This is a genomic window from Mesorhizobium sp. B4-1-4, assembly GCF_006439395.2.
In the GTDB taxonomy this organism is placed as follows: Bacteria; Pseudomonadota; Alphaproteobacteria; order Rhizobiales; family Rhizobiaceae; genus Mesorhizobium.
Window position 1 is genome coordinate 1,193,828 of sequence record NZ_CP083950.1, and the last position, 22,641, is coordinate 1,216,468.

The 22,641-nt window shown below is 64.4% G+C and carries 21 protein-coding genes and 1 pseudogene; 15 read left to right on the forward strand and 7 right to left on the reverse strand.

The annotated features are described in order from the left end of the window. Window positions 1-37 precede the first annotated feature (37 nt). Entirely contained in the window at window positions 38-592 is a 555-nt protein-coding gene (locus tag FJW03_RS05635) for an HdeD family acid-resistance protein (protein ID WP_140696141.1), read from the reverse strand. A 184-nt stretch (window positions 593-776) separates the two neighbouring features. Between FJW03_RS05635 and FJW03_RS05640 the strand changes: the two genes are divergently transcribed. The 3 genes from FJW03_RS05640 (at window position 777) to FJW03_RS05650 (ending at window position 5,790) form a co-directional block, all read left to right on the forward strand. Further along, window positions 777-1,589, forward strand: a complete 813-nt coding sequence (locus tag FJW03_RS05640; protein WP_140763020.1) for a MipA/OmpV family protein — start codon at window positions 777-779, stop codon at window positions 1,587-1,589. Between the two features lie 284 nt (window positions 1,590-1,873). Then, complete coding sequence (gene ileS / locus FJW03_RS05645; RefSeq protein ID WP_140763017.1) at window positions 1,874-4,864, forward strand: isoleucine--tRNA ligase; 2,991 nt, start codon at window positions 1,874-1,876, stop codon at window positions 4,862-4,864. Between the two features lie 245 nt (window positions 4,865-5,109). Continuing rightward, complete coding sequence (locus FJW03_RS05650; RefSeq protein WP_140763014.1) at window positions 5,110-5,790, forward strand: hypothetical protein; 681 nt, start codon at window positions 5,110-5,112, stop codon at window positions 5,788-5,790. Window positions 5,791-5,831: 41 nt separating this feature from the next. On the opposite strand, the gene FJW03_RS05655 is transcribed toward FJW03_RS05650, so the two are convergent. Next, complete coding sequence (locus FJW03_RS05655) at window positions 5,832-6,281, reverse strand: nucleoside deaminase (protein ID WP_140763011.1); 450 nt, start codon at window positions 6,279-6,281, stop codon at window positions 5,832-5,834. Between the two features lie 180 nt (window positions 6,282-6,461). Here FJW03_RS05655 and FJW03_RS05660 point away from each other — a divergent pair, with 180 nt between their 5' ends. The 5 genes from FJW03_RS05660 to FJW03_RS05680 all read left to right on the forward strand — a co-directional run bounded on the left by FJW03_RS05660 (window position 6,462) and on the right by FJW03_RS05680 (window position 12,731). Next, window positions 6,462-8,447, forward strand: coding sequence for a pseudouridine synthase (locus FJW03_RS05660; RefSeq protein WP_140763008.1), 1,986 nt, complete (start codon window positions 6,462-6,464; stop codon window positions 8,445-8,447). Beyond that, window positions 8,444-8,998: a 16S rRNA (guanine(966)-N(2))-methyltransferase RsmD gene (rsmD, locus tag FJW03_RS05665; protein ID WP_140763005.1), complete on the forward strand. Its 555-nt coding sequence runs from the start codon at window positions 8,444-8,446 to the stop codon at window positions 8,996-8,998. Before FJW03_RS05660 ends, rsmD begins: the two co-directional genes overlap by 4 nt. 120 nt (window positions 8,999-9,118) lie before the next feature. Further along, window positions 9,119-10,507 carry a M16 family metallopeptidase gene (locus FJW03_RS05670; RefSeq protein WP_140763002.1) on the forward strand — a complete coding sequence of 463 codons (1,389 nt, stop codon included), beginning with the start codon at window positions 9,119-9,121 and terminating at the stop codon, window positions 10,505-10,507. A 2-nt stretch (window positions 10,508-10,509) separates the two neighbouring features. Beyond that, window positions 10,510-11,871 carry a M16 family metallopeptidase gene (locus tag FJW03_RS05675; protein WP_140611262.1) on the forward strand — a complete coding sequence of 454 codons (1,362 nt, stop codon included), beginning with the start codon at window positions 10,510-10,512 and terminating at the stop codon, window positions 11,869-11,871. Next, window positions 11,868-12,731, forward strand: coding sequence for a patatin-like phospholipase family protein (locus FJW03_RS05680; protein WP_140611260.1), 864 nt, complete (start codon window positions 11,868-11,870; stop codon window positions 12,729-12,731). The genes FJW03_RS05675 and FJW03_RS05680 overlap by 4 nt, the downstream gene beginning before the upstream one ends. 208 nt (window positions 12,732-12,939) lie before the next feature. Here FJW03_RS05680 and FJW03_RS05685 read toward each other — a convergent pair whose 3' ends face one another. From FJW03_RS05685 to efp, 3 genes and pseudogenes are all read right to left on the reverse strand, one after another. Then, on the reverse strand, window positions 12,940-13,164 hold the full coding sequence (locus FJW03_RS05685) for a hypothetical protein (protein ID WP_181173230.1): 225 nt from the start codon (window positions 13,162-13,164) through the stop codon (window positions 12,940-12,942). Further along, window positions 13,116-14,304 (reverse strand): annotated as a pseudogene (locus FJW03_RS05695) (IS701 family transposase). Before FJW03_RS05695 ends, FJW03_RS05685 begins: the two are co-directional and overlap by 49 nt. Before the next feature lie 122 nt (window positions 14,305-14,426). Next, on the reverse strand, window positions 14,427-14,993 hold the full coding sequence (efp, locus tag FJW03_RS05700; protein WP_181165792.1) for an elongation factor P: 567 nt from the start codon (window positions 14,991-14,993) through the stop codon (window positions 14,427-14,429). A 126-nt stretch (window positions 14,994-15,119) separates the two neighbouring features. Between efp and epmA the strand changes: the two genes are divergently transcribed. Further along, a complete protein-coding gene (gene epmA, locus FJW03_RS05705) occupies window positions 15,120-16,238 on the forward strand; it encodes an EF-P lysine aminoacylase EpmA (RefSeq protein ID WP_226890599.1) in 1,119 nt (372 codons plus the stop codon). Here the strand turns inward: epmA and FJW03_RS05710 are convergent. After that, window positions 16,198-16,608, reverse strand: coding sequence for a VOC family protein (locus tag FJW03_RS05710; RefSeq protein ID WP_140762999.1), 411 nt, complete (start codon window positions 16,606-16,608; stop codon window positions 16,198-16,200). The two genes, epmA and FJW03_RS05710, sit on opposite strands and share 41 nt — an antisense overlap. Window positions 16,609-16,776: 168 nt before the next feature. Here FJW03_RS05710 and FJW03_RS05715 point away from each other — a divergent pair, with 168 nt between their 5' ends. The 6 genes from FJW03_RS05715 to lpxK all read left to right on the forward strand — a co-directional run bounded on the left by FJW03_RS05715 (window position 16,777) and on the right by lpxK (window position 22,381). Then, entirely contained in the window at window positions 16,777-18,120 is a 1,344-nt protein-coding gene (locus FJW03_RS05715; protein ID WP_140762996.1) for a TldD/PmbA family protein, read from the forward strand. Further along, entirely contained in the window at window positions 18,107-18,922 is an 816-nt protein-coding gene (locus tag FJW03_RS05720) for a 3'(2'),5'-bisphosphate nucleotidase CysQ (protein ID WP_140762993.1), read from the forward strand. Before FJW03_RS05715 ends, FJW03_RS05720 begins: the two co-directional genes overlap by 14 nt. Window positions 18,923-18,998: 76 nt before the next feature. After that, entirely contained in the window at window positions 18,999-19,244 is a 246-nt protein-coding gene (locus FJW03_RS05725; RefSeq protein WP_140696113.1) for a DUF4170 domain-containing protein, read from the forward strand. A gap of 5 nt (window positions 19,245-19,249) precedes the next feature. Further along, on the forward strand, window positions 19,250-20,041 hold the full coding sequence (locus tag FJW03_RS05730) for a lysophospholipid acyltransferase family protein (RefSeq protein ID WP_140613501.1): 792 nt from the start codon (window positions 19,250-19,252) through the stop codon (window positions 20,039-20,041). Continuing rightward, window positions 20,038-21,354, forward strand: a complete 1,317-nt coding sequence (gene waaA, locus FJW03_RS05735) for a lipid IV(A) 3-deoxy-D-manno-octulosonic acid transferase (protein ID WP_140613502.1) — start codon at window positions 20,038-20,040, stop codon at window positions 21,352-21,354. Before FJW03_RS05730 ends, waaA begins: the two co-directional genes overlap by 4 nt. A 1-nt stretch (window position 21,355) precedes the next feature. Further along, on the forward strand, window positions 21,356-22,381 hold the full coding sequence (gene lpxK / locus FJW03_RS05740; protein ID WP_140762989.1) for a tetraacyldisaccharide 4'-kinase: 1,026 nt from the start codon (window positions 21,356-21,358) through the stop codon (window positions 22,379-22,381). Here the strand turns inward: lpxK and FJW03_RS05745 are convergent. Next, window positions 22,378-22,611, reverse strand: coding sequence for a DUF2093 domain-containing protein (locus FJW03_RS05745; protein ID WP_140613504.1), 234 nt, complete (start codon window positions 22,609-22,611; stop codon window positions 22,378-22,380). The two genes, lpxK and FJW03_RS05745, sit on opposite strands and share 4 nt — an antisense overlap. Between the last annotated feature and the right edge of the window lie 30 nt (window positions 22,612-22,641).

Below are 22,641 nucleotides of genomic sequence, written 5' to 3' on the forward strand. Positions count from 1 at the left end.
CATCGGGCTTCGCTTGAAGGACTGCGCAGACGAGACCTTACTTTTTCAGCGCAAGGCCGACCGCGATGAAGGTCCAGCCCTGGAAGATCAGGTCGATCGCCAGGAACATGCCGAGCACCCACAGGCTGTTGACCGGCCAGCCCATGGCGATGATCAGGCCCGCAAGCACGCTGATGACACCGGCCGCGACGATCCAGCCCCAGCCGCTTTCCGGGCGGTGGCTGTAGCCGACCCAGGCGCGCAGCGCGCCGGAAGCGACAAGCGCAACGGCCAGCAGGAAGGTCAGCACCGCAGAGGCCAGCAACGGGTTGTCGAAAGCGAAAAATCCGGCCACCGCATAAAGCAGTCCGCTGAGCAGCCAGTAGAAGAAGCGGCCCCAGGTCTTCACACCGAAGGCATGCATGATCTCGATGATGCCGGCCACCAGCATCAGCCATCCCACGACATAGACGGAAGCCACCGTGGCGATGAACAGATTGCCGAAGGCGATGCCGCCGAGGATCAGCAGCACCACGCCCAGACCGACAAACCATCCCCACTTGTCTCGCGTCTGGCCGATCGCGTTCTTCAGTGTATCGCCGTGCAAAGTCATGTCGCCACCTCCGTTGAGGTCTGCCAGTATGCGACGAAGTTAGCTTCGGTGCCAGTCCACCGCCAACCGGTGGCGCCGATGGTGCAGGGCAATGCGGCCGGATGTCTCGCCCTTAAATCAAATTTTACCAAAGCCTCGTCAAAGCTGTCGCCGCAGGATAGTTGTATCGTGTAGTGGAGTGGTCATGAGTCCGGTCGGGAAGATTTCGGTAGCTTTGGCCACCATCATGCTGGCGACGTCAGGCGCGGCCGAGGCCGGCGACGGCGCTTTTGGCTGGCTGTCCGGCGACTGGTATCTCACGGTCGGCGCCACGGGCCTGGTCGCGCCGAATTTCGAGGGCGGCAAGAAATACATGCTCAGCGCCCAGCCCATCATCTCCTTGGGCAAGGCGGGTCCCGCGGTACGCTTCACGTCGCGTAACGACAACATTTCGCTGGCGCTTATCGATGATGGCGGCGTTCGCGCCGGCCTGACCGGCAAGTTCCTGTTCTCACGCGATGACAGCGATGCCGACGAGCTCAAAGGCCTCGATCCGGTCCGCTGGGGCGGCGAAGTCGGCGGCTTCTTCGAATTTTATCCGACGGACTGGATGCGCGCGCGCGCCGAATTGCGGCATGGCATCCGTGCTCACAACGGCTTTGTCGCCGATATCGCAGCCGACGCCTTCTACGATGTGACGCCAACGGTCAGGATTTCGGGCGGGCCGCGGGTGTCCTTTGCCTCGGCCAAATATTTCGACGCCTATTACGGCGTCGACGCGCAGGAAACCGTGGCCTCGGGCCTGAGCCAATATAATCCTGGCGGCGGCCTTAAATCCGTCGGCCTCGGCGGCGCGGTGACCTGGAAGGTGACCGATCCGATGACGGCCAGCCTGTTCGGCGAATATTCGCGCTTGAAAGGTCCGGCGGCCGATTCCAGCCTGGTCAGGGAGCGCGGCGACCGCAACCAGTTCATGGTCGGCGTGTCGACGACCTATCGCTTCGACTTCAAGATGTAAGCGAATCGAACGAGACGCTTTATTCCTGCGCCTATCTCCGCTAAAAGCCGACCAATGACGAGCTTTTCGCGCCTTCACGCGCCGAGGATACGAATTACCAGCCCGGTGTTCCTGGCGGCCTGAAGGCTGTCGGAGCCGCCGGGAATCTTGCGCGCGACCCGTCGCGCTTTTCCAGATCATCAAGGCATGTCGCCCAAAAGTGGCCCCGGTTTTGGGAAAACGACAGGCGCGGAAGTAAAATCAACGCCGCAGGCCGCATGGCCCGGCACGCACATGGCAGACCAATGACCGACGAAACACTGGACACCGCGACGATCGACTATTCCAAAACGCTTTACCTGCCGCAGACGGATTTCCCGATGCGCGCCGGCTTACCCGAGAAGGAGCCGGTGCTGGTCAAGCGCTGGCAGGATATGGACCTCTACCGCAAGCTGCGCGACAGCTCTGCCGGCCGCGAGAAGTACGTGCTTCATGACGGCCCGCCCTACGCCAACGGCAACATCCATATCGGCCACGCGCTGAACAAGATCCTCAAGGACGTCGTCACCCGCTCGTTCCAGATGCGCGGCTACGACTCGAACTACGTGCCGGGCTGGGACTGCCACGGCCTGCCGATCGAATGGAAGATCGAGGAGCAGTATCGCGCCAAGGGCAAGAACAAGGACGAGGTGCCGATCAACGAGTTCCGCAAGGAATGCCGGGATTTCGCCGCGCACTGGATCAATGTTCAGGGGGCGGAATTCCAGCGGCTTGGCGTCGTCGGTGATTTCAAGAACCCCTATACGACCATGGCTTTCCACGCCGAGGCGCGCATCGCCGGCGAGCTGCTGAAATTCGCCATGTCGGGCCAGCTCTATCGCGGCTCCAAGCCGGTGATGTGGAGCGTTGTCGAGCGCACGGCACTCGCCGAGGCGGAGATCGAATACCAGGACTATGAGTCCGACACGATCTGGGTGAAATTTCCGGTGGCCAATCTTGTCGTCGCCAGCGTCGTCGACGGCCAGCCGGCCGAATTCGATCCCGACCTGAGCGGTCGGTCGCTGGACCTGCTGGATGCTCATGTCGTCATCTGGACGACGACGCCATGGACCATCCCGGGCAATCGCGCCGTCAGCTATTCGCCGCGCGTCGCCTACGGCCTCTACGAAGTGACGGCCGCCGAAAACGCCTTTGGCCCGCAGCCGGGCGAGAAGCTGATCTTTGCCGATGCGCTGGCCGAGGAAAGCCAGGCCAAGGCCAAGATCACCCTGAATCGCCTTCACAGCGTTTCGGCCGAACAGCTTGGAAGTCTTGTGCTTTCGCATCCCTTCAAGGGTCTCGGCGGCGGCTACGAATTCCAGGTGCCGCTGGTTGCCGGCGACCATGTCACCGACGATGCCGGCACCGGCTTCGTGCACACGGCGCCCGGCCACGGACGTGAGGATTTTGACGCCTGGATGGATGCGGCGCCGGACCTTCGCCAGCGCGGTATCGACACGGTCATCCCCTTCACTGTCGATGATGCCGGCTTCTTCACCAAGGATGCGCCGGGCTTCGGCCCCGACCGCGAGGGCGGACCCGCGCGCGTCATTGACGACAATGGCAAGAAGGGCAACGCCAACCAGGCGGTCATTGACGAGCTGATCAAGCGCAACGTGCTGTTTGCGCGCGGCCGCCTGAAGCACAGCTATCCGCATTCCTGGCGCTCGAAAAAGCCGGTGATCTTCCGCAACACGCCGCAATGGTTCGTCTACATGGACAAGGATCTCGGCGACGGCACGACGCTGCGCAGCCGCGCGCTGAAGGCCATCGACGACACCCGCTTCGTGCCGCCCGCCGGCCAGAACCGCATCCGCGCCATGGTCGAGGAACGCCCGGATTGGGTGCTCTCGCGCCAGCGTGCCTGGGGCGTTCCGATCGCCGTCTTCGCCGACGCGGACGGCAATGTGCTCAGGGATGACGCCGTCAACCAGCGCATCATGGATGCCTTCGAGAACGAGGGCGCCGACGCCTGGTTCGCCGCCGGCGCCAAGGAGCGTTTCCTCGGCAATCACGACGCCTCCAAATGGAAGCAGGTGATGGACATCCTCGACGTCTGGTTCGATTCGGGCTCGACGCACGTCTTCACGCTGGAGGACCGTCCTGATCTCAAATGGCCTGCCGACGTCTATCTCGAAGGCTCCGACCAGCATCGCGGCTGGTTCCACTCCTCGCTGCTCGAAAGCTGCGGCACAAGGGGCAGGGCGCCTTACGACACTGTCGTCACCCATGGCTTCACCATGGACGAGGACGGCCGCAAGATGTCGAAATCGCTCGGCAACACCGTCGTGCCGCAGGACGTCATCAAGCAGTCCGGCGCCGACATCCTGCGGCTCTGGGTGGTGACTACGGATTATTGGGAAGACCAGCGGCTCGGCAAGAACGTGCTGCAGACCAACATCGACGCCTACCGCAAGCTGCGCAACACCATTCGCTGGATGCTGGGCACGCTCGCCCATGACGATGGCGAGACCGTGCCGCTGGAAGAGATGCCGGAGCTGGAACGGCTGATGCTGCATCGGCTGGCCGAGCTCGACGAGGTGGTGCGTCAGGGCTACGACGCCTTCGAGTTCAAGCGTATCACCCGCGCGCTGCTCGATTTCATGGTGGTCGAGCTGTCGGCCTTCTATTTCGACATCCGCAAGGACGCGCTCTACTGCGAGGCGCCGTCGAGCGTGAAGCGCCAGGCCTCGGTGCAGGTGGTGCGTCATCTCTTCGATTGCCTGGTGAAATGGCTGGCGCCGATGCTGCCCTTCACCATGGAAGAGGCCTGGCTCGACCGTCATCCCGATGCGGTGTCGGTGCATCTCGATCAGTTCCCGGAGGTTCCGGCGGATTGGAAGAATGAGGCGCTGGCGGAGAAATGGCGCAAGGTGCGGCAAGTGCGCCGCGTCGTCACCGGAGCGCTCGAGATCGCGCGTGCCCGGAAGGTGATCGGCTCCTCGCTTGAGGCCGTGCCTGTCGTGACGATCAATGACGCTGGGCTCGAGGCGGCGATATCGGACATCGATATGGCCGAGATGGCGATCACCAGTGATCTCGTGATTGCCCATGGCCAGGCGCCGGAAGGCGCTTTCACGCTCGACGACGTCAAGGGCGTCGCCGTGGTCGTCGAGAAGGCCGAGGACCGCGGCCTGGTCAAATGCGCGCGTTCCTGGCGCTACACGGCCGATGTCGGGCAGGATCCCGCCTTTCCTGGCGTCTCGGCGCGCGACGCCGCGGTGCTGCATGAGCTGAAAGCGCTCGGTAGGCTCTGATGCATGTCGCCCAAGAGTATGTAGCGGTTTGGGACAACGACACGCATGCAGTCAAAAAGGTGCACAAATGCCACGCCGGGCGATGCAAATCCGCCCGCGCGTTGCCCTTAACGAGCGGTTGAGGTAAACACGCGAAACTCCGGAAGACAAATTGTCGCCGGATTTCCGTCGCAAGTGCGTGGACGATGGGGACCGGACCCGGGCCGGTGACGATCGAGAGGCTGTCTAGAGTGGGACTTTTTGGCATGACCGTGAGATACAATGCGCGCCTCGCGCTGCTGGCGCCGCTTGTCGCATCGGGCTTTGCTCTGGCCGGCTGCGTCGGCTCCCCGACCTACGGCACCGACAAGACCGCCGGCGAACAATTGGCTGGCGATCTATCGAGCGCCTTTTCCATCGCGCCGAAGCACAAGGACCAGATCGATTACAAGCCGCGTCCCACATTGGTGAAGCCGGCGCCTGGCCAGAAAGGCGCGCTGCCGGCTCCGCAGGACAGCATCGAAACGGCAAATGCTCAATGGCCCGAATCGCCCGAGCAGCGCCGTGCACGTCTGCGTGCCGACGCCACCGCTCATCAGGATGATCCATCTTACCAGTCGCAGATCGTTGATGACGTGCAGACGGATCCCGCATCTGTGAAAAAGGCGATGGAAGATTCTGGCTCGAGCCATCCGCCGCGCTGGACGCCCGCTGATTCCGACAAGGGCCGCGCTGCCGAAATCCAGCGCCGTCTTGCCGAAAGCAAGCAGGGCGACCCGAACACCCGCAAATATCTCAGCGAGCCGCCGGTCGCCTATCGCGTCGCGTCCGATACCGCGCCGCAAAACGAGCTTGGTGAAGACGAGTACAAGAAGGAACGCCGCCTAAGGAAAGAAGCCGAAGGCAAGAAGAGCGGTGGCTGGTTCGACTGGCTGCCGTCCCTGTAAGACTTGCAAGCTCTTTCAATGCTGAAGGGCGTTTGCGCCCCTCAATCGCGACGGTCCCGAAAGAAACCCTTCAGGAGCAAGGCTGCTTCCGTTTCACCCATTCCGGGATAGACGTCCGGTATGTGGTGGCAGGTTGGCGAGGCGAAGAAGCGTACGCCATTGACCACGGCGCCGCCCTTCTCGTCGGGCGCGCCGAAGTAAAGACGGCGCAACCTGGCGAAGGAAATGGCGCCGGCGCACATGGCGCAGGGTTCCAGCGTCACATAGAGATCGTAGCCTGTGAGCCGCTCGCTGGAGAGTTTGCCACAGGCTTCGCGGATGACCAGCATCTCGGCGTGCGCCGTTGGATCGGCAAGCTCGCGGGTGCGGTTGCCGGCGCTGGCCACAATCGTACTGCCATTCGCAATGACGGCGCCGACCGGCACTTCGCCGCGCAGGGCTGCCGCTTTGGCCTCCTGCAACGCCACGGCCATGAAATCCGGCCGCTTCACGCGGTTTCCATTCCCATTATCTCCTCGCCTCCCGGCGGTGATCCTGTTATTGAGCGCATCAACCTGAAAATCGGACTCGATTTTCAGAAATGATCATGCGCCAAATCAAAGTGCTACAGCGTTCGTTGCGCGCCCGAAAGGATGCGCCACGCTGTAGCAGCGCAAACGGACAAAGGCCACATGGACGACAACGACAAGAAATCTCCGCGCCAAAAAGGCCCGGGCAAGAAACCCGCGGCTCCGCGCGGCGACAGGGGCGGCAAGCCATCGTTCGGTGCCAAGAAGCCCTATGCGCCGCGTGGCGCTCGGCCGATGGCCGCTGAGGGCGAGCGCCCGAAGCGCGACTTCAAGGGCGGCGACAAGCCATTCAGCAAGGGGCCACGCCCCGCGGGCAAGCCTTATGAGAAGCGCGAAGGCCCGCGCAAGCCCTATGCGCCTCGCGGCGACCGTCCGATGGCGCCCGAAGGCGAGCGCAAGCCGTACGAGAAGCGCGAGGGGCCGCGCAAGCCCTACGCCCCACGCGGCAACCGCCCAATGGCGGCCGAAGGCGAGCGCAAGCCGTATGAGAAGCGCGAGGGGCCGCGTAAGCCCTACGCCCCACGTGGTGATCGTCCGGTTGCTGCTTCGGCGGAGGGCGACGAAAAGCGCTTCGACCGTCCCAAGCGTGATTTCGCAGATCGTCCGAAGCGTGACTTCGCTGACCGTCCCAAGCGCGACTTCGGGAGCGACAGACCCAAGCGTGATTTCAGTGATCGATCCCAAGGTGCATCGGGCGGCGGTTTCAAGCCGCGCCCGCGGCCGGCGGAAGCAACGGAAGAAGCTGGCGAGCGCATCGCCAAGCGGCTGGCGCGTGCCGGTCTCGCCTCGCGCCGCGATGCCGAGGACCTGATCGCTGCCGGCCGCGTCAAGGTCAATGGCCGAGTGCTGGCTTCGCCGGCTTTCAATGTCATGCCCGACGACATTATTCATCTCGACGGCATGGAAATTCCGCCGATCGAACGCACGCGTCTGTTCCTGTTTCACAAGCCGGCCGGCGTCGTCACCACCAACCGCGATCCCGAAGGCCGCAAGACCGTCTTCGACGTGCTGCCCGCCGAATTGCCGCGGCTGATGACCATCGGCCGGCTCGACATCAACACGGAAGGCTTGCTGCTGCTTACCAACGATGGCGGTCTGTCGCGCGCGCTCGAACTGCCGGCCACCGGCTGGCTGCGCCGCTACCGCGTGCGCGTCCACGGCAAGGTCGAGGAAAGCGCGCTGGCCGGCCTGCGCGAAGGCATTGCCGTCGACGGTGTCTTCTATGGCGCCATCGAGGCCAGCCTCGACCGCGAGCAGGGCTCCAACGCCTGGCTGACGATCGGCTTGCGCGAGGGCAAGAACCGTGAGGTCAAGAACATCCTCGGCGCGCTCGGCCTCGACGTGACGCGGCTGATCCGCATTTCCTACGGACCCTTCCAGCTCGAGGATCTTCCGGAGGGCCATGTGCTGGAGATCAAGGGCCGGGTGCTGCGCGACCAGCTTGGCGAGCGGCTGGTGGAGGAATCCGGCGCGAACTTCGATGCCGAGATAACAAAACCATTTTCGAACAAGCCGGTGCGGCGCACCGAGGCCCGTGAAGCCGAGCCCGAGCGGCCGAAATTCACGCGTGACGGCGAGCGCCGGCCGATCGGCGAGGGCGGGTTGATCAAGAACCGCAAGCGCCGGGAAGGCAGCCGCGACGAGGCGCTCGGCAAATTGTCGACAAGTCCTGACAGAAGTTTATCGGAAAAGAGCCCTGGCGAACGCGGTCCGAGGCCCGAACGCGGCGGCTTCGGCGATAAGCCGCGTGGCAGCTTTGGTGACAAGCCGCGCTTCGGTGACAAGCCTCGTGGCGGTGGTAAGAAACCCGAGCGCGAGCAGCGGCCGATTGAGCCGCCCGGCCAGCGCAAGGCCAATGTCTGGATGGCGCCGGGTGCCCGGCCGATCGGCAAGGGCAGGGCTGAGGCCGAAGCGGCCAAGGCCGCCGAGGCCAAGGCGCGCAAGGCCTCGTTCAAGCCGGCCTATGGCAAGCCCGGCGGCAAACCGGTCGGTGCAAAGCCGTTCGGCAAGCCGCGTGGCGAGCGTCCGGGCGGCGCGGGTGGCGGTGAGCGTCCGCGCGGCGGTCCCAAGGGCCCCAGGACGAGATGAGGATCGTTGGCGGTGAGTTTCGCGGGCGTCCGTTGGCGACGCCCCGCAGCAGCGCCATCCGTCCGACGACCGACCGCACCCGCGAGGCTGTGTTCAACGTGCTGGCGCATCGCTTCGCCGGTCAACTGGACGGAGCCCGCGTGCTCGATCTGTTTGCCGGGACCGGCGCCCTTGGTCTGGAGGCTCTGTCGCGCGGCGCGTCCTACGGAGTCTTCATCGAGGAGTCGGCCGAAGGCCGTGGCCTGATCCGCGATAATGTCGAGGCCTTCGGCCTGACCGGCCGCACCAAGATCTTCCGCCGCGACGCAACCGCCCTTGGCGAAGCGGGCACACTGGCGCCGTTCGGTCTCGTCTTCGCCGATCCGCCCTATGGCAAGGGTCTTGGCGAACGTGCCCTGCGGTCGGCCAGTGCCGGCGGCTGGCTGCGCCCCGGTGCACTGTGCGTGGTTGAGGAGACGGCGGCGGTTCCATTTGAACCCGGCCCCGGCTTTTCGGTGCTTGATGAGCGCGGCTACGGCGAGACCGTCATCCGCTTCATCGAGGCTGCGTGACACGCCTGCGCCCAGCGGCGGCCTCTTTGCCGCCGCCTTTGCCGGCAACATAGCCAACAATTCACTTTGCTTGTCACAGACAGCTTGCCTATCGTCTTGCCGAGGAGACCGGAGCCATTGATGACACAAAGGGCCGAATGGCTGCGGATGGCACTGCTGACGACGTCGCTGGCCTTTACCATGACCGGCCCGGTGCTGGCCGACGGCCCGGTATTGCCCAATACGGTGCCGGCCGAGCTCAAGGTGACGGATTTCCTGCTCGACAACGGCATGGAAGTCGTCGTCATTCCCGACCACCGCGCGCCGATCGTCACCCATATGGTGTGGTACAAGATCGGCAGTGCCGACGAGCCGCCTGGCAAATCCGGCATCGCTCATTTCTTCGAGCATCTGATGTTCAAGGCGACGACCAATCACGCGGCCGGCGAGTTTGACCGCGCCGTCTCCGATATTGGCGGCTCCAACAACGCTTTCACCTCCTACGATTACACCGCTTTCCACGAGACGGTGGCGCCATCGGCGCTCGAGTTGATGATGAGCTTCGAAGCCGACCGCATGCGCAACCTCGTCCTGACCGATGACGTCATCAAGACCGAGCGCGATGTTATTCTCGAGGAGCGCCGCTCGCGCATCGACAACAATCCGCAGGCGGTGCTCGACGAGGAAGTCGATGCCACGCTGTGGCAGAATCAACGCTATCGCATTCCGGTCATCGGCTGGATGCAGGAGATGGAGCAGTTGAACCGCACCGACGCGGTGGCCTTCTACAACAAATACTACCGGCCCAACAACGCCGTGCTGATCGTGGCCGGTGATGTCGAACCCGACACCGTGAAGGCGCTCGCCGAGAAGACCTATGGCAAGGTGGCCCGCGGGCCGGACCTGCCGCCGCGCGTACGCCCGGTAGAGCCGGAACAGAACACCAAGCGCACCGTCACACTCTCCGATGCCCGCGTCAGCGTACCGAGTTTTTCGACGCAATGGGTGGTGCCGTCCTACCACACCGCCAAGCCGGGCGAAGGCGAAGCGCTCGACCTGCTGGCCGAGATCCTCGGCGGCGGCAACCGCAGCCGGCTCTACCAGGCGCTGGTGGTCCAGCAAGGCATCGCTTCCAGCGCTGGCGCCTATTTCCAGGGCACCATGCTCGACGACACCAATTTCACCGTCTACGGCGCGCCGCGCGGCGACGCCAAGCTGGCCGATGTCGAGGCCGCGGTCGATGCCGAGGTGGCGCGCATCGCGACCGACGGCGTCACAGCGGATGAGCTCGAAAAGGCCAAGGACCGCTATGTCCGGTCGATGATCTTTGCCCGCGACAAGCAGGATTCCATGGCCAACATCTATGGCTCGACCCTGGCTACCGGCGGCAACGTGCAGGATGTCCAGCAATGGCCGGACCGCATCCGCAAGGTCACGGCGGACGAAGTCAAGGCCGTCGCCGCGCGCTATCTGGTGCTGGCTCGCTCGACGACCGGCTATCTCTTGCCGCAGCAACAGGCGGGGAATTGACGATGAGCCAGCACCACCATCCTACAAGCGGCGAAGGTAAGGCGCGTGCCGCACTGGCAACCCTCTTCCTCTCCATCTTCTTCCTGATCTTGCCGGCGCTTGCTGCCCGCGCCATGGAGATCCAGTCCGTCACTTCTCCGAAGGGTATCACTGCCTGGCTGGTGGAGGACTATTCCGTGCCGGTCGTCGCCATCCGCTTCGTCTTCGGCGGCGGTTCGACGCAGGATCCGCCAGGGAAGGAAGGCCTGGCCAACCTGATGACCGGCCTGTTCGACGAAGGCGCCGGCTCTCTCGACTCGGAAGCCTTCCAGATCAGGTTGGACGATGCCGGCGCCGAGATGAGCTTCGAAGAGACCCGCGACGGCGTCTATGGTTCGATGCGCATGCTGGCTGAACAGCGAGACGAGGCCTTCGACCTGTTGCGGCTAGCGGTCGACGAGCCGCGCTTCGATCAGGCACCGATCGACCGCATCCGCGCCCAAATCCTGTCCGGCATCATCGCCAACGAGAATGACCCCGACACGGTGGCGCAGAACCGCTGGACACGCGCCATCTATGGCGACCATCCCTATTCGCGCTCCGACCAGGGCACGAGGCAGAGCATCGCTGCCATCACGCAGGACGATCTCAAAGCCTTGCACAAGGCGGTGTTCGCGCGCGGCGGTCTGCATGTCGCCGTCGTCGGCGCCATCGATGCCGAAACGCTGAAGAAGAAGCTGGACATGGTGTTCGGCGACCTGCCGCAGAACCAGGCGCTCGCCCCTGTTGCGGATATCGAACCCAAGCTGGCGCAGCGTGTGGAGGTCAATTACGACCTGCCGCAGACCTCGCTCCAGCTCGCCTGGCCCGGCGTGAAGCGCAAGGCGGCGGATTTCTTCCCCACCGTCCTGATGAACGAAATCCTCGGCGGCGGTACCTTCACCTCGCGCCTGTTCCAGGAAGTGCGTGAAAAGCGTGGGCTGGCCTACAGCGTCAATTCCTCTTTGGTCAATCAGGACCATGCCAATGCGCTGATCGTCAGCACCGGAACGCGCTCCGACCGTGCGGCCGAGACGCTCGGCATCGTGCGCGACGTCGTCAAGCGACTGGCGGAGGAGGGCCCGACCGAGGCCGAACTTGCGGCGACCAAGAAATATCTGATTGGCGCCTATGCCATCAACAATCTGGACTCTTCCAGTTCTATCGCCGCGACGCTGGTCGAGCTGCAGCTGGACGATCTCGGCATCGACTACATGCAGCGTCGCGCCGGCTACATCAATGCGGTGACGCTGGATCAGGTCAAGGCGGCGGCGCGGAAGCTGCTCTCGGCCGAGCCGACCATCATGGTGGTCGGGCCTCCGCTGGCCGGGGCCGGCAAGGGATGAGTCCGACTTTCGGGATAGCGTTCGGCGGCGGCGGGGCGCGCGGTCTGGCGCATATCCATGTCATCGAGGCGCTGGACGAGCTTGGCATCCGGCCCGTGGCGATCGCCGGCTCGTCGATCGGCGCCATTATGGGCGCCGGCATGGCATCGGGCATGACCGGCAAGGACATCCACGACTATGCCCGCTCGATCCTCGGCCGGCGCGCCGAAGTGGCGAGCCGCATGTGGCGCGCCCGGCCGGGCACGATCGCGGAAGCCATGCAAGGCGGCATCCGGGTCAGCCAGTTCAATGTCGAGCGCATTCTGAAGGCCTTTTTGCCCGAGGCCATTCCCGAAACCTTCGCCGAGCTGAAGATCCCGCTGAAGGTGACGGCGACGGACTATTTCGGCCACAAGCTCGCCGTGTTCGACGACGGTGACCTGCACTCCGCACTCGCCGCCTCTGCCGCCATTCCCGCCGTCTTTCGGCCGGTGACCCGCGACGGCAGGCTGCTGATCGACGGCGGCATCTACAATCCTGTGCCGTTCGACCTGATCGAGGACGACGCCGACATCATCATTGGCGTCGACGTGGTCGGCGCGCCGGAAGAAGCCGACCGCAAACAGCCGACCTCCGTCGACCTGATGTTCGGCGCCACGCAGCTGATGATGCAGTCGATCATCGCCAACAAGCTGAAACAGTGCCGCCCCGATATATTGGTCCGCCCGGCAGTGTCAAAATACCGCGTGCTCGACTTCCTGAAGATCGATGCCCTGATGAACGAAACGGCCGAAATCAAGGATCGATTGAAGCGGGAGGTGGAGAGGGTTGTGGACGCGCGGGCTGGCAAGAGCGAGCGCGGGAATCGGGTGGCTGGGTAATCGTCAGGTTTTCAGGCCGATACTTACCGGGCGAAACGACGCTCGATGCGATCGACAATCGAGCGAATTGGGGCGGATGTGCGCCATGTTGTGCCGGTTATTCTTGCGGCGACCGCAAGGCGAACGTCAGTCGATCATGGCCGGTAAGGGCTAGATCCATCCTCGGCCGCTTTATCCGAAGTCCGCGATACCATCCGCCAGACTAGTACTACAGTTGCGTATATCCTCGGCGTTTATAATGACAGATCATGGCGGCGGCCTGATGTCGTCGTCGCCATAGCGACCAGGCGATGATGAAGGGCTTTTGTGTCGGTGGGAAGATGAGGATGCGGGCGAGGAGATAGCGGATCTCGGGGACGCTCGGGACGAGGGCCGCCATCCGGATCAGGCGGCGATTGGCTCCTTTGGACTCGTTTCGTTCGGTTTGCTCCATGCGCTGCGGCGAAGATCAGCCGATAGCTTGGAGAGGAACGCCAGGGCGGCCATGCACAGGCTCATGTGGCGATGCCATCCGTGCCAGGACCGAACCTCGCAATGATCAAGTCCGAGATCATTCTTGGCGCGCTCAAAGCATTCCTCGACTGCCCAGCGCAGGCCGGCCACTGCCGCCAATTCGGCCAAGGAGGATCCGGGCGGCGCGAAGACCAGGTAGTAGGCTTTTTCTCCGGATGGAGATCGCTTGCGGCGGACGAGAAGCCAATGCTCGAAGCCCCCTTTCGACGTCCAAGGGCGGCGGATGCGTGCCCAGTCGTAGAGCCCCGAGCCCTTTGGCGCCTTCACCTGCCGCATGACAGACCCAGTCCTCGGGCGCGAGCTCGTTGGCCAGGTCCTCGGGCGAGGTTTCCTCAAACCGACGATCCCCTCCCCGACGCAGGAAGTGAGCGCCTCGAACCGCCAAGACATAGGGCTGCTCGCGAGCTTCCAACATCCGGCGAAGGCTACTGTCCGCCCCGTAGACAGCGTCGCCCAGAACGTAAGCGCACGGGACGCCGGCATCGAGCGCCGCCTCGATCATGGCGCGCGCCATCTTTGGTTTGGTCGCAAACTCGATCGTCTCCGGGATCGACGCCCTGGCACATCGCGCCCGATCCTTTGTCCAGCTCTCCGGCAGATAAAGGCGACGATCGACCAGCGCTTGGCCGTAGCGGCTCGCGTAAGCCAAGAACACGCCGACCTGGCTGTTCTCGATCCGCCCCGCCGTTCCCGAGTACTGACGCGCCACACCGGCGGAACGATCACCCTTCTTCACAAATCCCGTCTCGTCGACGATAAGAACGCCATCCTCATCGCCCAGCGCCTCCACCGCATAATCGCGAACCTCGTCTCGGAGCCGATCTGCGTCCCAGTGGCTGCGCCCCAACAGCGACTGCATCCGATAAGGCCGCTCCGCTCCGGACTGCTCAGCCATCAGCCAGCCTGTCTTGCGCTCAATGCCGGAAAGAAGTCCGTCAAGGAAATCTGCGCCGGTCTCCCGCAGCTCGCGCCGAGGGAGCACTCGTCCAACCCGTGCCTTCAGCGCTGTGAGTTCCTGCTCCCAAGCCAACAACGACCCTGACCACGAAGCGACAGACATGGTTCTCTCCATAACCTGCCGAAGTGAATCAGAAAATCAAATGATCCGCAACTGTAGTACTAGTCTAGCAGCGAGGACCGCTTCGGGCCGGCGTCGAATGCCGGCTAAATCGAACACCGGCCTCAGTCCTTCGCCCGCTCCACATACGAGCCGTCCGCCGTCATCACCACCACGCGGGTGCCGGGGGCGATGTGCGGGGGCACGGTGGTGCGCACACCATTGGAGAGCAAGGCAGGCTTGTAGGAGGACGATGCCGTCTGGCCCTTGGTCGTCGGCTCGGTTTCGACCACTTCAAAGGTGGCGCGCTGCGGCAGCACCAGCGCGATCGCGATGCCGTTGAACTGAGACACCTGCACCGGCATGCCTTCCTGCAGGTAGGGTGCCGCGTCGCCGACCACGGCTTCCGATACCGCCACCTGGTCGTAGGTTTCCGGGTTCATGAAGTGATAGCCTTCGCCGTCGGCGTAAAGGAAGGTGTGCTCGCGCTCCTCGACATAGGCGCGCTCCACCTGTTCGGTGGTGCGGTAGCGCTCGGAAACCTTCACCCCGTCGCCGATGCGGCGCATGTCGAGCTGCGTCACAGGGGTGCCCTTGCCTGGGTGGATGTTTTCGGCAAAGAGGATCACATAAAGCTTGCCGTCCTTGTCGACGACATTGCCTTTGCGGAGCGAACTGGCGATGACTTTCACCACGGTTTTAAATCCTGCGAGAGTTGACTGGCGTTTGCCGGCTTGTGCGGCGCTGGATGGGGCCCTAGCGCATCTTGGCGCGAACCGCCAGCCCCCCAGGCGAATCGGCATGCGTTCAATCCGCCCATGACCACCGCTTCGCCCTGGTGGACGCCGCATGTCCATGCCGACCGCCGCCCCCGCCTGATGCTGCGAAACGGCCTCACGGCCGCCCTGCGCGACTGGTTCACCCGCAACGATTTCGTCGAAGTAGGAACGGCGGCCCTGCAGGTCTCGCCCGGCAACGAGGCGCATCTGGCCGCTTTCGCCACGGAAGCGGTCGGGCCGGATGGCGCTCGCTCGCCGCTTTATCTCCATACCTCGCCGGAATTCGCTTGCAAGAAGCTGCTCGCCGCTGGTGAGCTCCGGATTTTCAGCCTGGGTGCGGTCTATCGCAACCGCGAGCGCGGCCCTTTGCACCATCCCGAATTCACTATGCTCGAATGGTACCGGGTGGGCGAGACCTATGAGAGCCTGATGCGTGATTGCGCTGATCTGCTGGCGCTGGCCGCGACAAGGGCAGGGGCCACGCTCTTTTCCTTCCGTGGCCGCGATTGCGATCCGTTTGCCGATCCGGAACGGCTGACGGTGGCGGATGCCTTCATGCGCCATGCCGGCATCGATCTGCTGGCCACGGTCGCCGCCGATGGCGGCACCGACCGCGACGCGCTGTACACCGCCTTGACCAAGGCCGGCATGCGCACGGCGCCCGACGACAGCTGGGCCGACCTGTTCAGCCGCGTGATGGTGGAAAAAATCGAGCCCCATCTCGGCATCGGCCAGGCGACCATCCTGTGCGAATACCCTGTCGCCGAGGCGGCCCTTGCCCGGCCAAGCCCCAGGGATGCGCGCGTCGCCGAGCGCTTCGAGCTCTACTGCTGCGGTGTCGAGCTCGCCAACGGCTTTGGCGAGCTGACTGACGCGGCCGAGCAGCGACGTCGCTTCATCATCGAGATGGACGAGAAAGAGCGCATCTATGGCGAGCGCTATCCGCTGGACGAGGATTTTCTCGCCGCCCTTGCCATCATGCCGCAGGCCAGCGGCATCGCGCTCGGCTTCGACCGGCTGGCGATGCTGGCGACGGGCGCGCAAAAGATCGAGGATGTGATCTGGACGCCGGTCACGGCGTCCAGAACGACAGCGCCCGCTGCGAGCCCTCTCGTCCTTAGTGTGCGAAAACCTGCTCCAGCGAGCGAAAGCCCTTGAATTCCAGGGCGTTGCCAGAAGGGTCGCGGATGAACAGCGTCGCCTGTTCGCCCGGCTCGCCCTTGAAGCGGACCATCGGCCGTTCCAGCCAGTCGATGTCGTCGCGCGCTTCCAGCCGGGTCGCCAGGCGCTGCCAGTCGTCCATCAACAGCACGGCGCCGAAATGCGGGATCGGCACGGTGATGCCGTCGACCTTGCCGTCGCTGGCGGCTTGCGCCGGCCGCAGATGCGCCGACATCTGGTGGCCGTAAAGGTCGAAATCAATCCAGGTCGCCGATGAACGGCCGATCGCGCAGCCCAGCACCTCGCCGTAGAAAGTGCGGGTTTCATCGAGATCGCGGACCGGAAAGGCGAGATGGAAAGGCGTCATCGAAGATGCTCCGTACAGGCTGGCGGACTGATTTTGCGTCACTGGGTTCGAGATGGGAACTGCGAACCCTGCATTTTGATTGAAGCCCATGCCATTGCACAAGCCGGACCGGAACAATAGATGGGTGGGCAGCGGCCAGGCTTTGGCCGCAACAGCAGGATCACAGTCATGGCCGACATATCAGACGCAGCAAAATTGACCGACCGCGTCGCGGCCCTGGTCGAGGCCGCCAAGAAGGCCGGCGCCGATGCCGCCGACGCGGTGGCCGTGCGCGGCCGCTCCACCGGCGTGTCGGTTCGGCTCGGCAAGGTCGAGGCCACCGAATCATCGGAGGCCGAGGACGTCTCGCTGCGCGTCTTCGTCGGCCAGAGAGTGGCAAGCGTCTCGGCCACCGCCGCATCCGATCCGGTTTCACTCGCAGAGCGGGCCGTGGCGATGGCGAAAGTGTCGCCGCAGGATCCTTATCAGGGCCTTGCCGATCCGGCGCTGCTTGCGAAGCAAATGCGCGATCTCGACCTGTTCGATGCCACCGAAGTCTCCGCCGATCAATTGAAGGAGGCCGCCCTTGCCGCAGAAGCGGCGGCCCTTGCGGTCAAGGGCGTGACCAATTCCTCAGGCAGCAATGCCAGTGCCGGGCTCGGCGGGCTGGTGCTGGCCACGTCGCACGGCTTTCTCGGCCACTATGTCGCCTCGCGGTTTTCGCGTTCTGCAAGCGTCATCGCCGGCGAAGGCACCGGCATGGAGCGCGACTATGAATTCTCCTCGCGCCAGCATTTCGCCGATCTCGATGCGCCTGAAGACATCGGCCGCAAGGCTGGCGAACGCGCCGTGCGCCGCATCGGCGCGCGCAAGGCCGCGACCGGCCCGGTCGATGTAGTATTCGATCCGCGCGTCGCGCGCGGCATTGCCGGCCACCTTGCCGGCGCCATCAATGGCGCCTCCGTTGCGCGCAAGACCTCGTTCCTGCGCGACATGATGGGCAAGCAAGTGGCCGCGTCCGCGATCACGGTCACCGACGAGCCGCTCAGGCCGCGTGGCCAGGCCTCGCGCCCATTCGATGGCGAAGGCGTCGAGGGCAAGAAGCTTCTGATGGTCGAAAAGGGCGTGCTCAACCACTGGTTCCTGTCGACCTCGGCGGCGCGGGAGCTTGGCCTCGTCACCAATGGGCGCGGATCGCGCAGCGGCTCTTCCGTGTCGCCATCCTCCACCAATCTCGCCATCGAGCCGGGGGAGCGGTCACCGGAGGATCTGATCAAGTCGCTCAAGACCGGTTTCTATGTCACCGAAGTGTTCGGGCAGGGCGTCGACATGGTCACCGGCGAATACAGCCGCGGCGCTTCCGGTTTCTGGATCGAGAATGGCGCGCTGGCCTATCCGGTTGCCGAAGTCACCATCGCCTCGAACCTGAAGACCATGTTCCTGAACATGGTGCCGGCTGATGACCTCGACCGCAATTTCGGCACGGCGGCCCCAACGCTCCTGATCGAAGGCATGACCCTTGCCGGCGCATGAACTGACCACTGCCGGTGCCCCTTCTGGCGCTATCGGGGATCTGCCGCTGCTGCGCGATGCCGCCCGCGAGGCGGGCCTCATCGCCATGCGCTACTTCGGCAACAGCCCGCAAGTCTGGATGAAGGGCGGCACTTCGCCGGTCAGCGAAGCCGATCATGCGGCGGATGCCTATCTGCGCCGTACGCTGCTGGCGGCGCGGCCGGACTATGGCTGGCTGTCGGAAGAGACGGTCGACGATCCGGTGCGGCTTTCGGCGCGCCGCACCTTCGTCGTCGACCCGATCGACGGTACGCGTGGCTTCCTGGAAGGTCAGCGCACCTGGTGCGTCAGCGTTGCCGTCGTCGAAAACGGACGCACGCTGGCCGGCGTGCTCGAATGCCCGGCGATGAACGAGATCTATTGGGCGTTGCCCGGCCAGGGCGCGTTCCGCAACGGCAAGCGCATTGCGGTGCGCACGCTTGGGGATATGGCCGAGATATCCGGGTTGAAGCAGTTGATCGACCTGGTGCCGCCCGGCTGGCAGAAGCGGTTGATACGGGCGCCCTACAGCCCTTCGCTTGCCTACCGTCTGGCGATGATCGCCAACGGCACGCTCGACGCCACCTTCGTCAAGCCGAACGCGCATGACTGGGACATCGCCGCCGCCGATCTTATCCTGCGCGAGGCGGGCGGCCAGTTGCTCGACCCGCATGGCCGCGCCCCGCTCTACGCCGGCGAGGTGACCCGCCACGGCGCGCTTGCCGCCGGCAGCGGTGATTTGCTGGCGGTGCTCGTCGATGTCATCGCTGGGCTGGATACCTGAAAGCATTTTCGAAGGTTCCAAAGTCAACGGCTTTGGTCTAGACCTGTCACAAACTCACGATATGTGAAGGACCGACATGGCCGCGGAAGACGGAAAGAAACAGCTTTTGCATCTGGTGTTCGGCGGAGAACTGAAGAAGCTTGGCGGCACGGAGTTCCGCGATCTCGAGGCGCTCGACATCGTCGGCATCTATCCGGACTATCAATCCGCGCATACGGCGTGGAAAGCCAAGGCGCAAGCCAGCGTGGACAATGCCCATATGCGTTATTTCGTCGTTCATCTGCACCGTCTGCTGGACCCCGACAACAAGGTCGTCGGTTGATTTCGATGGAGCATGATCTGGCGAAAGAGCCAGCCGGCGAGGCCGAGTCCGCGAGCAGGGGCCGCAGCCGCACGACCAAGGCCTTCTGGCGCAAGATCCGCGAACCGCTCGCACAGTCGCGATTCGTCAAGAATGCCATTGCCAGCCTGCTCGCGCAGTTCGTGCGGCTGGTTCGCCTGACCAGTCCCCTGGTCGCCGGGTCGGCGCGGTTTTCGGGAGGGGCCTACGCCGAGTTCGAACCCGGCATCATCGCTTTGTGGCATGGCCAGCATCTTTTGACGCCGGCCTACTATCCCAAGCGCAAACCACTGGTCGCCATGGTGTCACGCAGCGCCGATGCCGAGCTCAATGCACTAATGCTGGAGAAATTCGGCATCGAGGCGGTGCGCGGTTCGGGCGGGCGTGACAACGCCAGGCATCTCGACAAGGGTGGGGCCAAGGCACTGATCGCCCTCAAAAAGTCGCTCACCGCCGGCAAGAACGTCGCCATGATCGCAGACATTCCCCACGGCACACCGCGCGACGCGGGGCTTGGTATTGTTCTCCTGGCGCGCCTCTCGGGCCGGCCGCTCCTGCCGGTCGCCATCGCCACCAGTCGCCGCAAGGTGCTGGAGAAGAGCTGGGACAAGACCACCATAAACCTGCCATTCGGCCGTTCCGCGGTAACCATCGGGGCGCCGATCTTTGTGGCCGCGGACGCCGACGACGCCGAAATGGAGCGCAAGCGCCAGGAAATCACCACCGCCCTCAATGCCGCGACAGACGAGGCCTACCGTCTCGTGGACGGTCCGCGATGAGCGGCCGCTGGGCGCGTGCCATGCTGACGGCATACCGTTTCGCGGGTGCCGCCGCCTATCCGCTGATCGGGCCCTATGTCGCCTGGCGCATCTCGCGCGGCAAGGAGGACCGCAACCGCCGCCGCGAGCGCTATGGAGTCGCCGGCCGCCCGCGCCCCGAAGGGCCCGTTATCTGGATCCATGCCGCCAGCGTCGGCGAGACCATAGCCGTCGTGCCGCTGGTCGAAAGCATTCTCGATTATGGCGTCAACATCGTGCTGACGACCGGCACCGTGACATCGGCGCAGGTTGCCGACGAGCGGCTCGGCGACCGCATCATCCACCAATATGTGCCGCTCGATCTGAAGCCGGCGGTCAGCCGATTCCTCGATCACTGGCGGCCGGATCTGGCGATCATCGCCGAATCCGAGATCTGGCCGATGACCATCCTCGAGCTTGGCGCGCGCCATGTTCCGCAGGTGCTGGTCAATGGCAGGCTTTCCGACCGCTCGTTCATCTCGTGGAAGAAGCGGGCCAATATCGCCGAGGCGCTGTTCGAGAATCTTGCCCATGTCGTTGCCCAGTCCGATGTTGACGGCGAGCGTTTTCGCGCGCTTGGCGCCCGGCCGGTTACGGTGTCGGGCAACCTTAAGGTCGACACCAATCCCCCGCCGGCCGACGGACGGGCGCTGGCCTCGTTGCAGCGGCAGATCGGCGGCCGCCCGACCTGGGCGGCGATCTCGACCCATGACGGCGAGGAAGTGGTCGCGGCGGAAGTCCACGCGACGCTGCACAAGCGCCACCAAGGCCTGCTGACGATCGTCGTTCCGCGCCATCCCGATCGCGCCGACACGCTTGCCGCGCAGATTTCAGGCATGGGCCTGAAGGTCGCGCGGCGCAGCAAGGGCGACCGCATCGGGCCCGACATCGATATCCTTCTCGGCGATACGATCGGCGAGATGGGGCTTTATCTCCGATTGACCGAGATCGCCTTCGTCGGCCGCTCGCTGACCTCCGAGGGCGGCCAGAATCCTCTCGAGCCGGCCATGCTCGACACCGCGGTTCTCGCTGGGCGCAATGTGCAGAATTTTCGCGAAGCCTACCAGCGTCTGATCGACAGCGGCGGCGCGAAGCTGGTGCGCGATCGCGATATGCTGGCCGGGGCCGTCAATTTCCTGCTGACCAATGAAGTCGCACGCCACGAGATGATGGCCGCTGGAGTGGCGACCGTCGACGAGATGCGCGGCGCGCTGGCGCGCACGCTGAAATCGCTTGAACCCTATATCCAGCCGCTGGTCATCAAGTCGCGCCTGAAGGGCGCGAACGGTCGTTAACGTGGTCTCCGAAGCACCGCCATTCTGGTGGGAAAAGCCGGACTGGAAAGTCCTGGCACTGTCGCCGCTGTCGGCCGTCTATGCGCTGGTTGCCAGCCGCGGCATGCGGCGGGCCCGGCGCGAGAAGATCGACGCGCCGGTTCTGTGTATCGGCAATTTCACCGTCGGCGGCACCGGCAAGACGCCGGTCGCCATCGCGCTCGCCGAACAGGCCAAGCGCATGCATCTGAAGCCTGGTTTCCTGTCGCGCGGCCATGGCGGCTCCTTTGCCGAGCCGCACGTCGTCGATGCCAGTCACGACAGCGCCAAGCATGTCGGCGACGAGCCGTTGCTCCTGGCCAAACACGCCCCCGTCGCGGTAACGCCGAACCGCGCGGCCGGCGCCCGGCTGCTGCTGGAAAGGCATGGCTGCGATTTCCTGATCATGGATGATGGCTTTCAGAGCGCGCGCATCCACATCGACTATGCGCTGGTCGTGGTCGATGCCCGCTATGGGATCGGCAATGGCCGCGTCATTCCGGGCGGACCGCTTCGGGCCAAGATCGTCGACCAGCTGGTCTACACCAGCGGGCTGTTGAAGATGGGGGAGGGCACCGCGGCCGACATGGTGGTGCGCCAGGCGGCCCGCGCCGGCCGCCCGATCTTCGAGGCTCACACGAAGCCAAGCAGCAAGGCTGGCCTTGGCGGAAAGCGGTTCCTCGCCTTCGCCGGCATCGGCCATCCCGACAAATTCTTCGACACGGTGCGCCAGGCCGGCGGCGAGGTGGTTCTCTCCAGGCCATTTCCGGATCATCATTTTTACGCCGAGGACGAACTCGCCGAACTGGCGGCGACGGCGCACGCCGAAGGCCTCGGCCTCATCACCACCGCTAAGGACGCCGCCCGGCTGCGCCACGGCGCCTCGCAGGAATTTCTCGGGCGTCTCGAGGTGCTGGAAATCGACACGGTGTTCGAACTCGACCATGTGCCCGAGCGCATCATCGAGGAAACGCTCGATGCCTGGCGGCAGCGCAGGTTGAGAGCCTAGCCGCGCTTGCGCATCTCTGGGTGCACCTCGATTTCGCGGCGCAGCGAGGCGGCGGCGTTGGCGTAGGGCTCCTGCCTGGCGACGCTCCAGTATTTCAGCTCGTCCAGGGGGATGCTTTCTCCCGTCACGGCGCAGCGCACGAACGAGCCGGGACTGGTGACCTGGAAATCGCCATCGAGGTAGCGGATGCGGGCTTCCTTGCCGCCCGGGCCTTCGAAACGGTTCATCATGCGGTGGTGCCGAGGTTCATGCAGATTTCA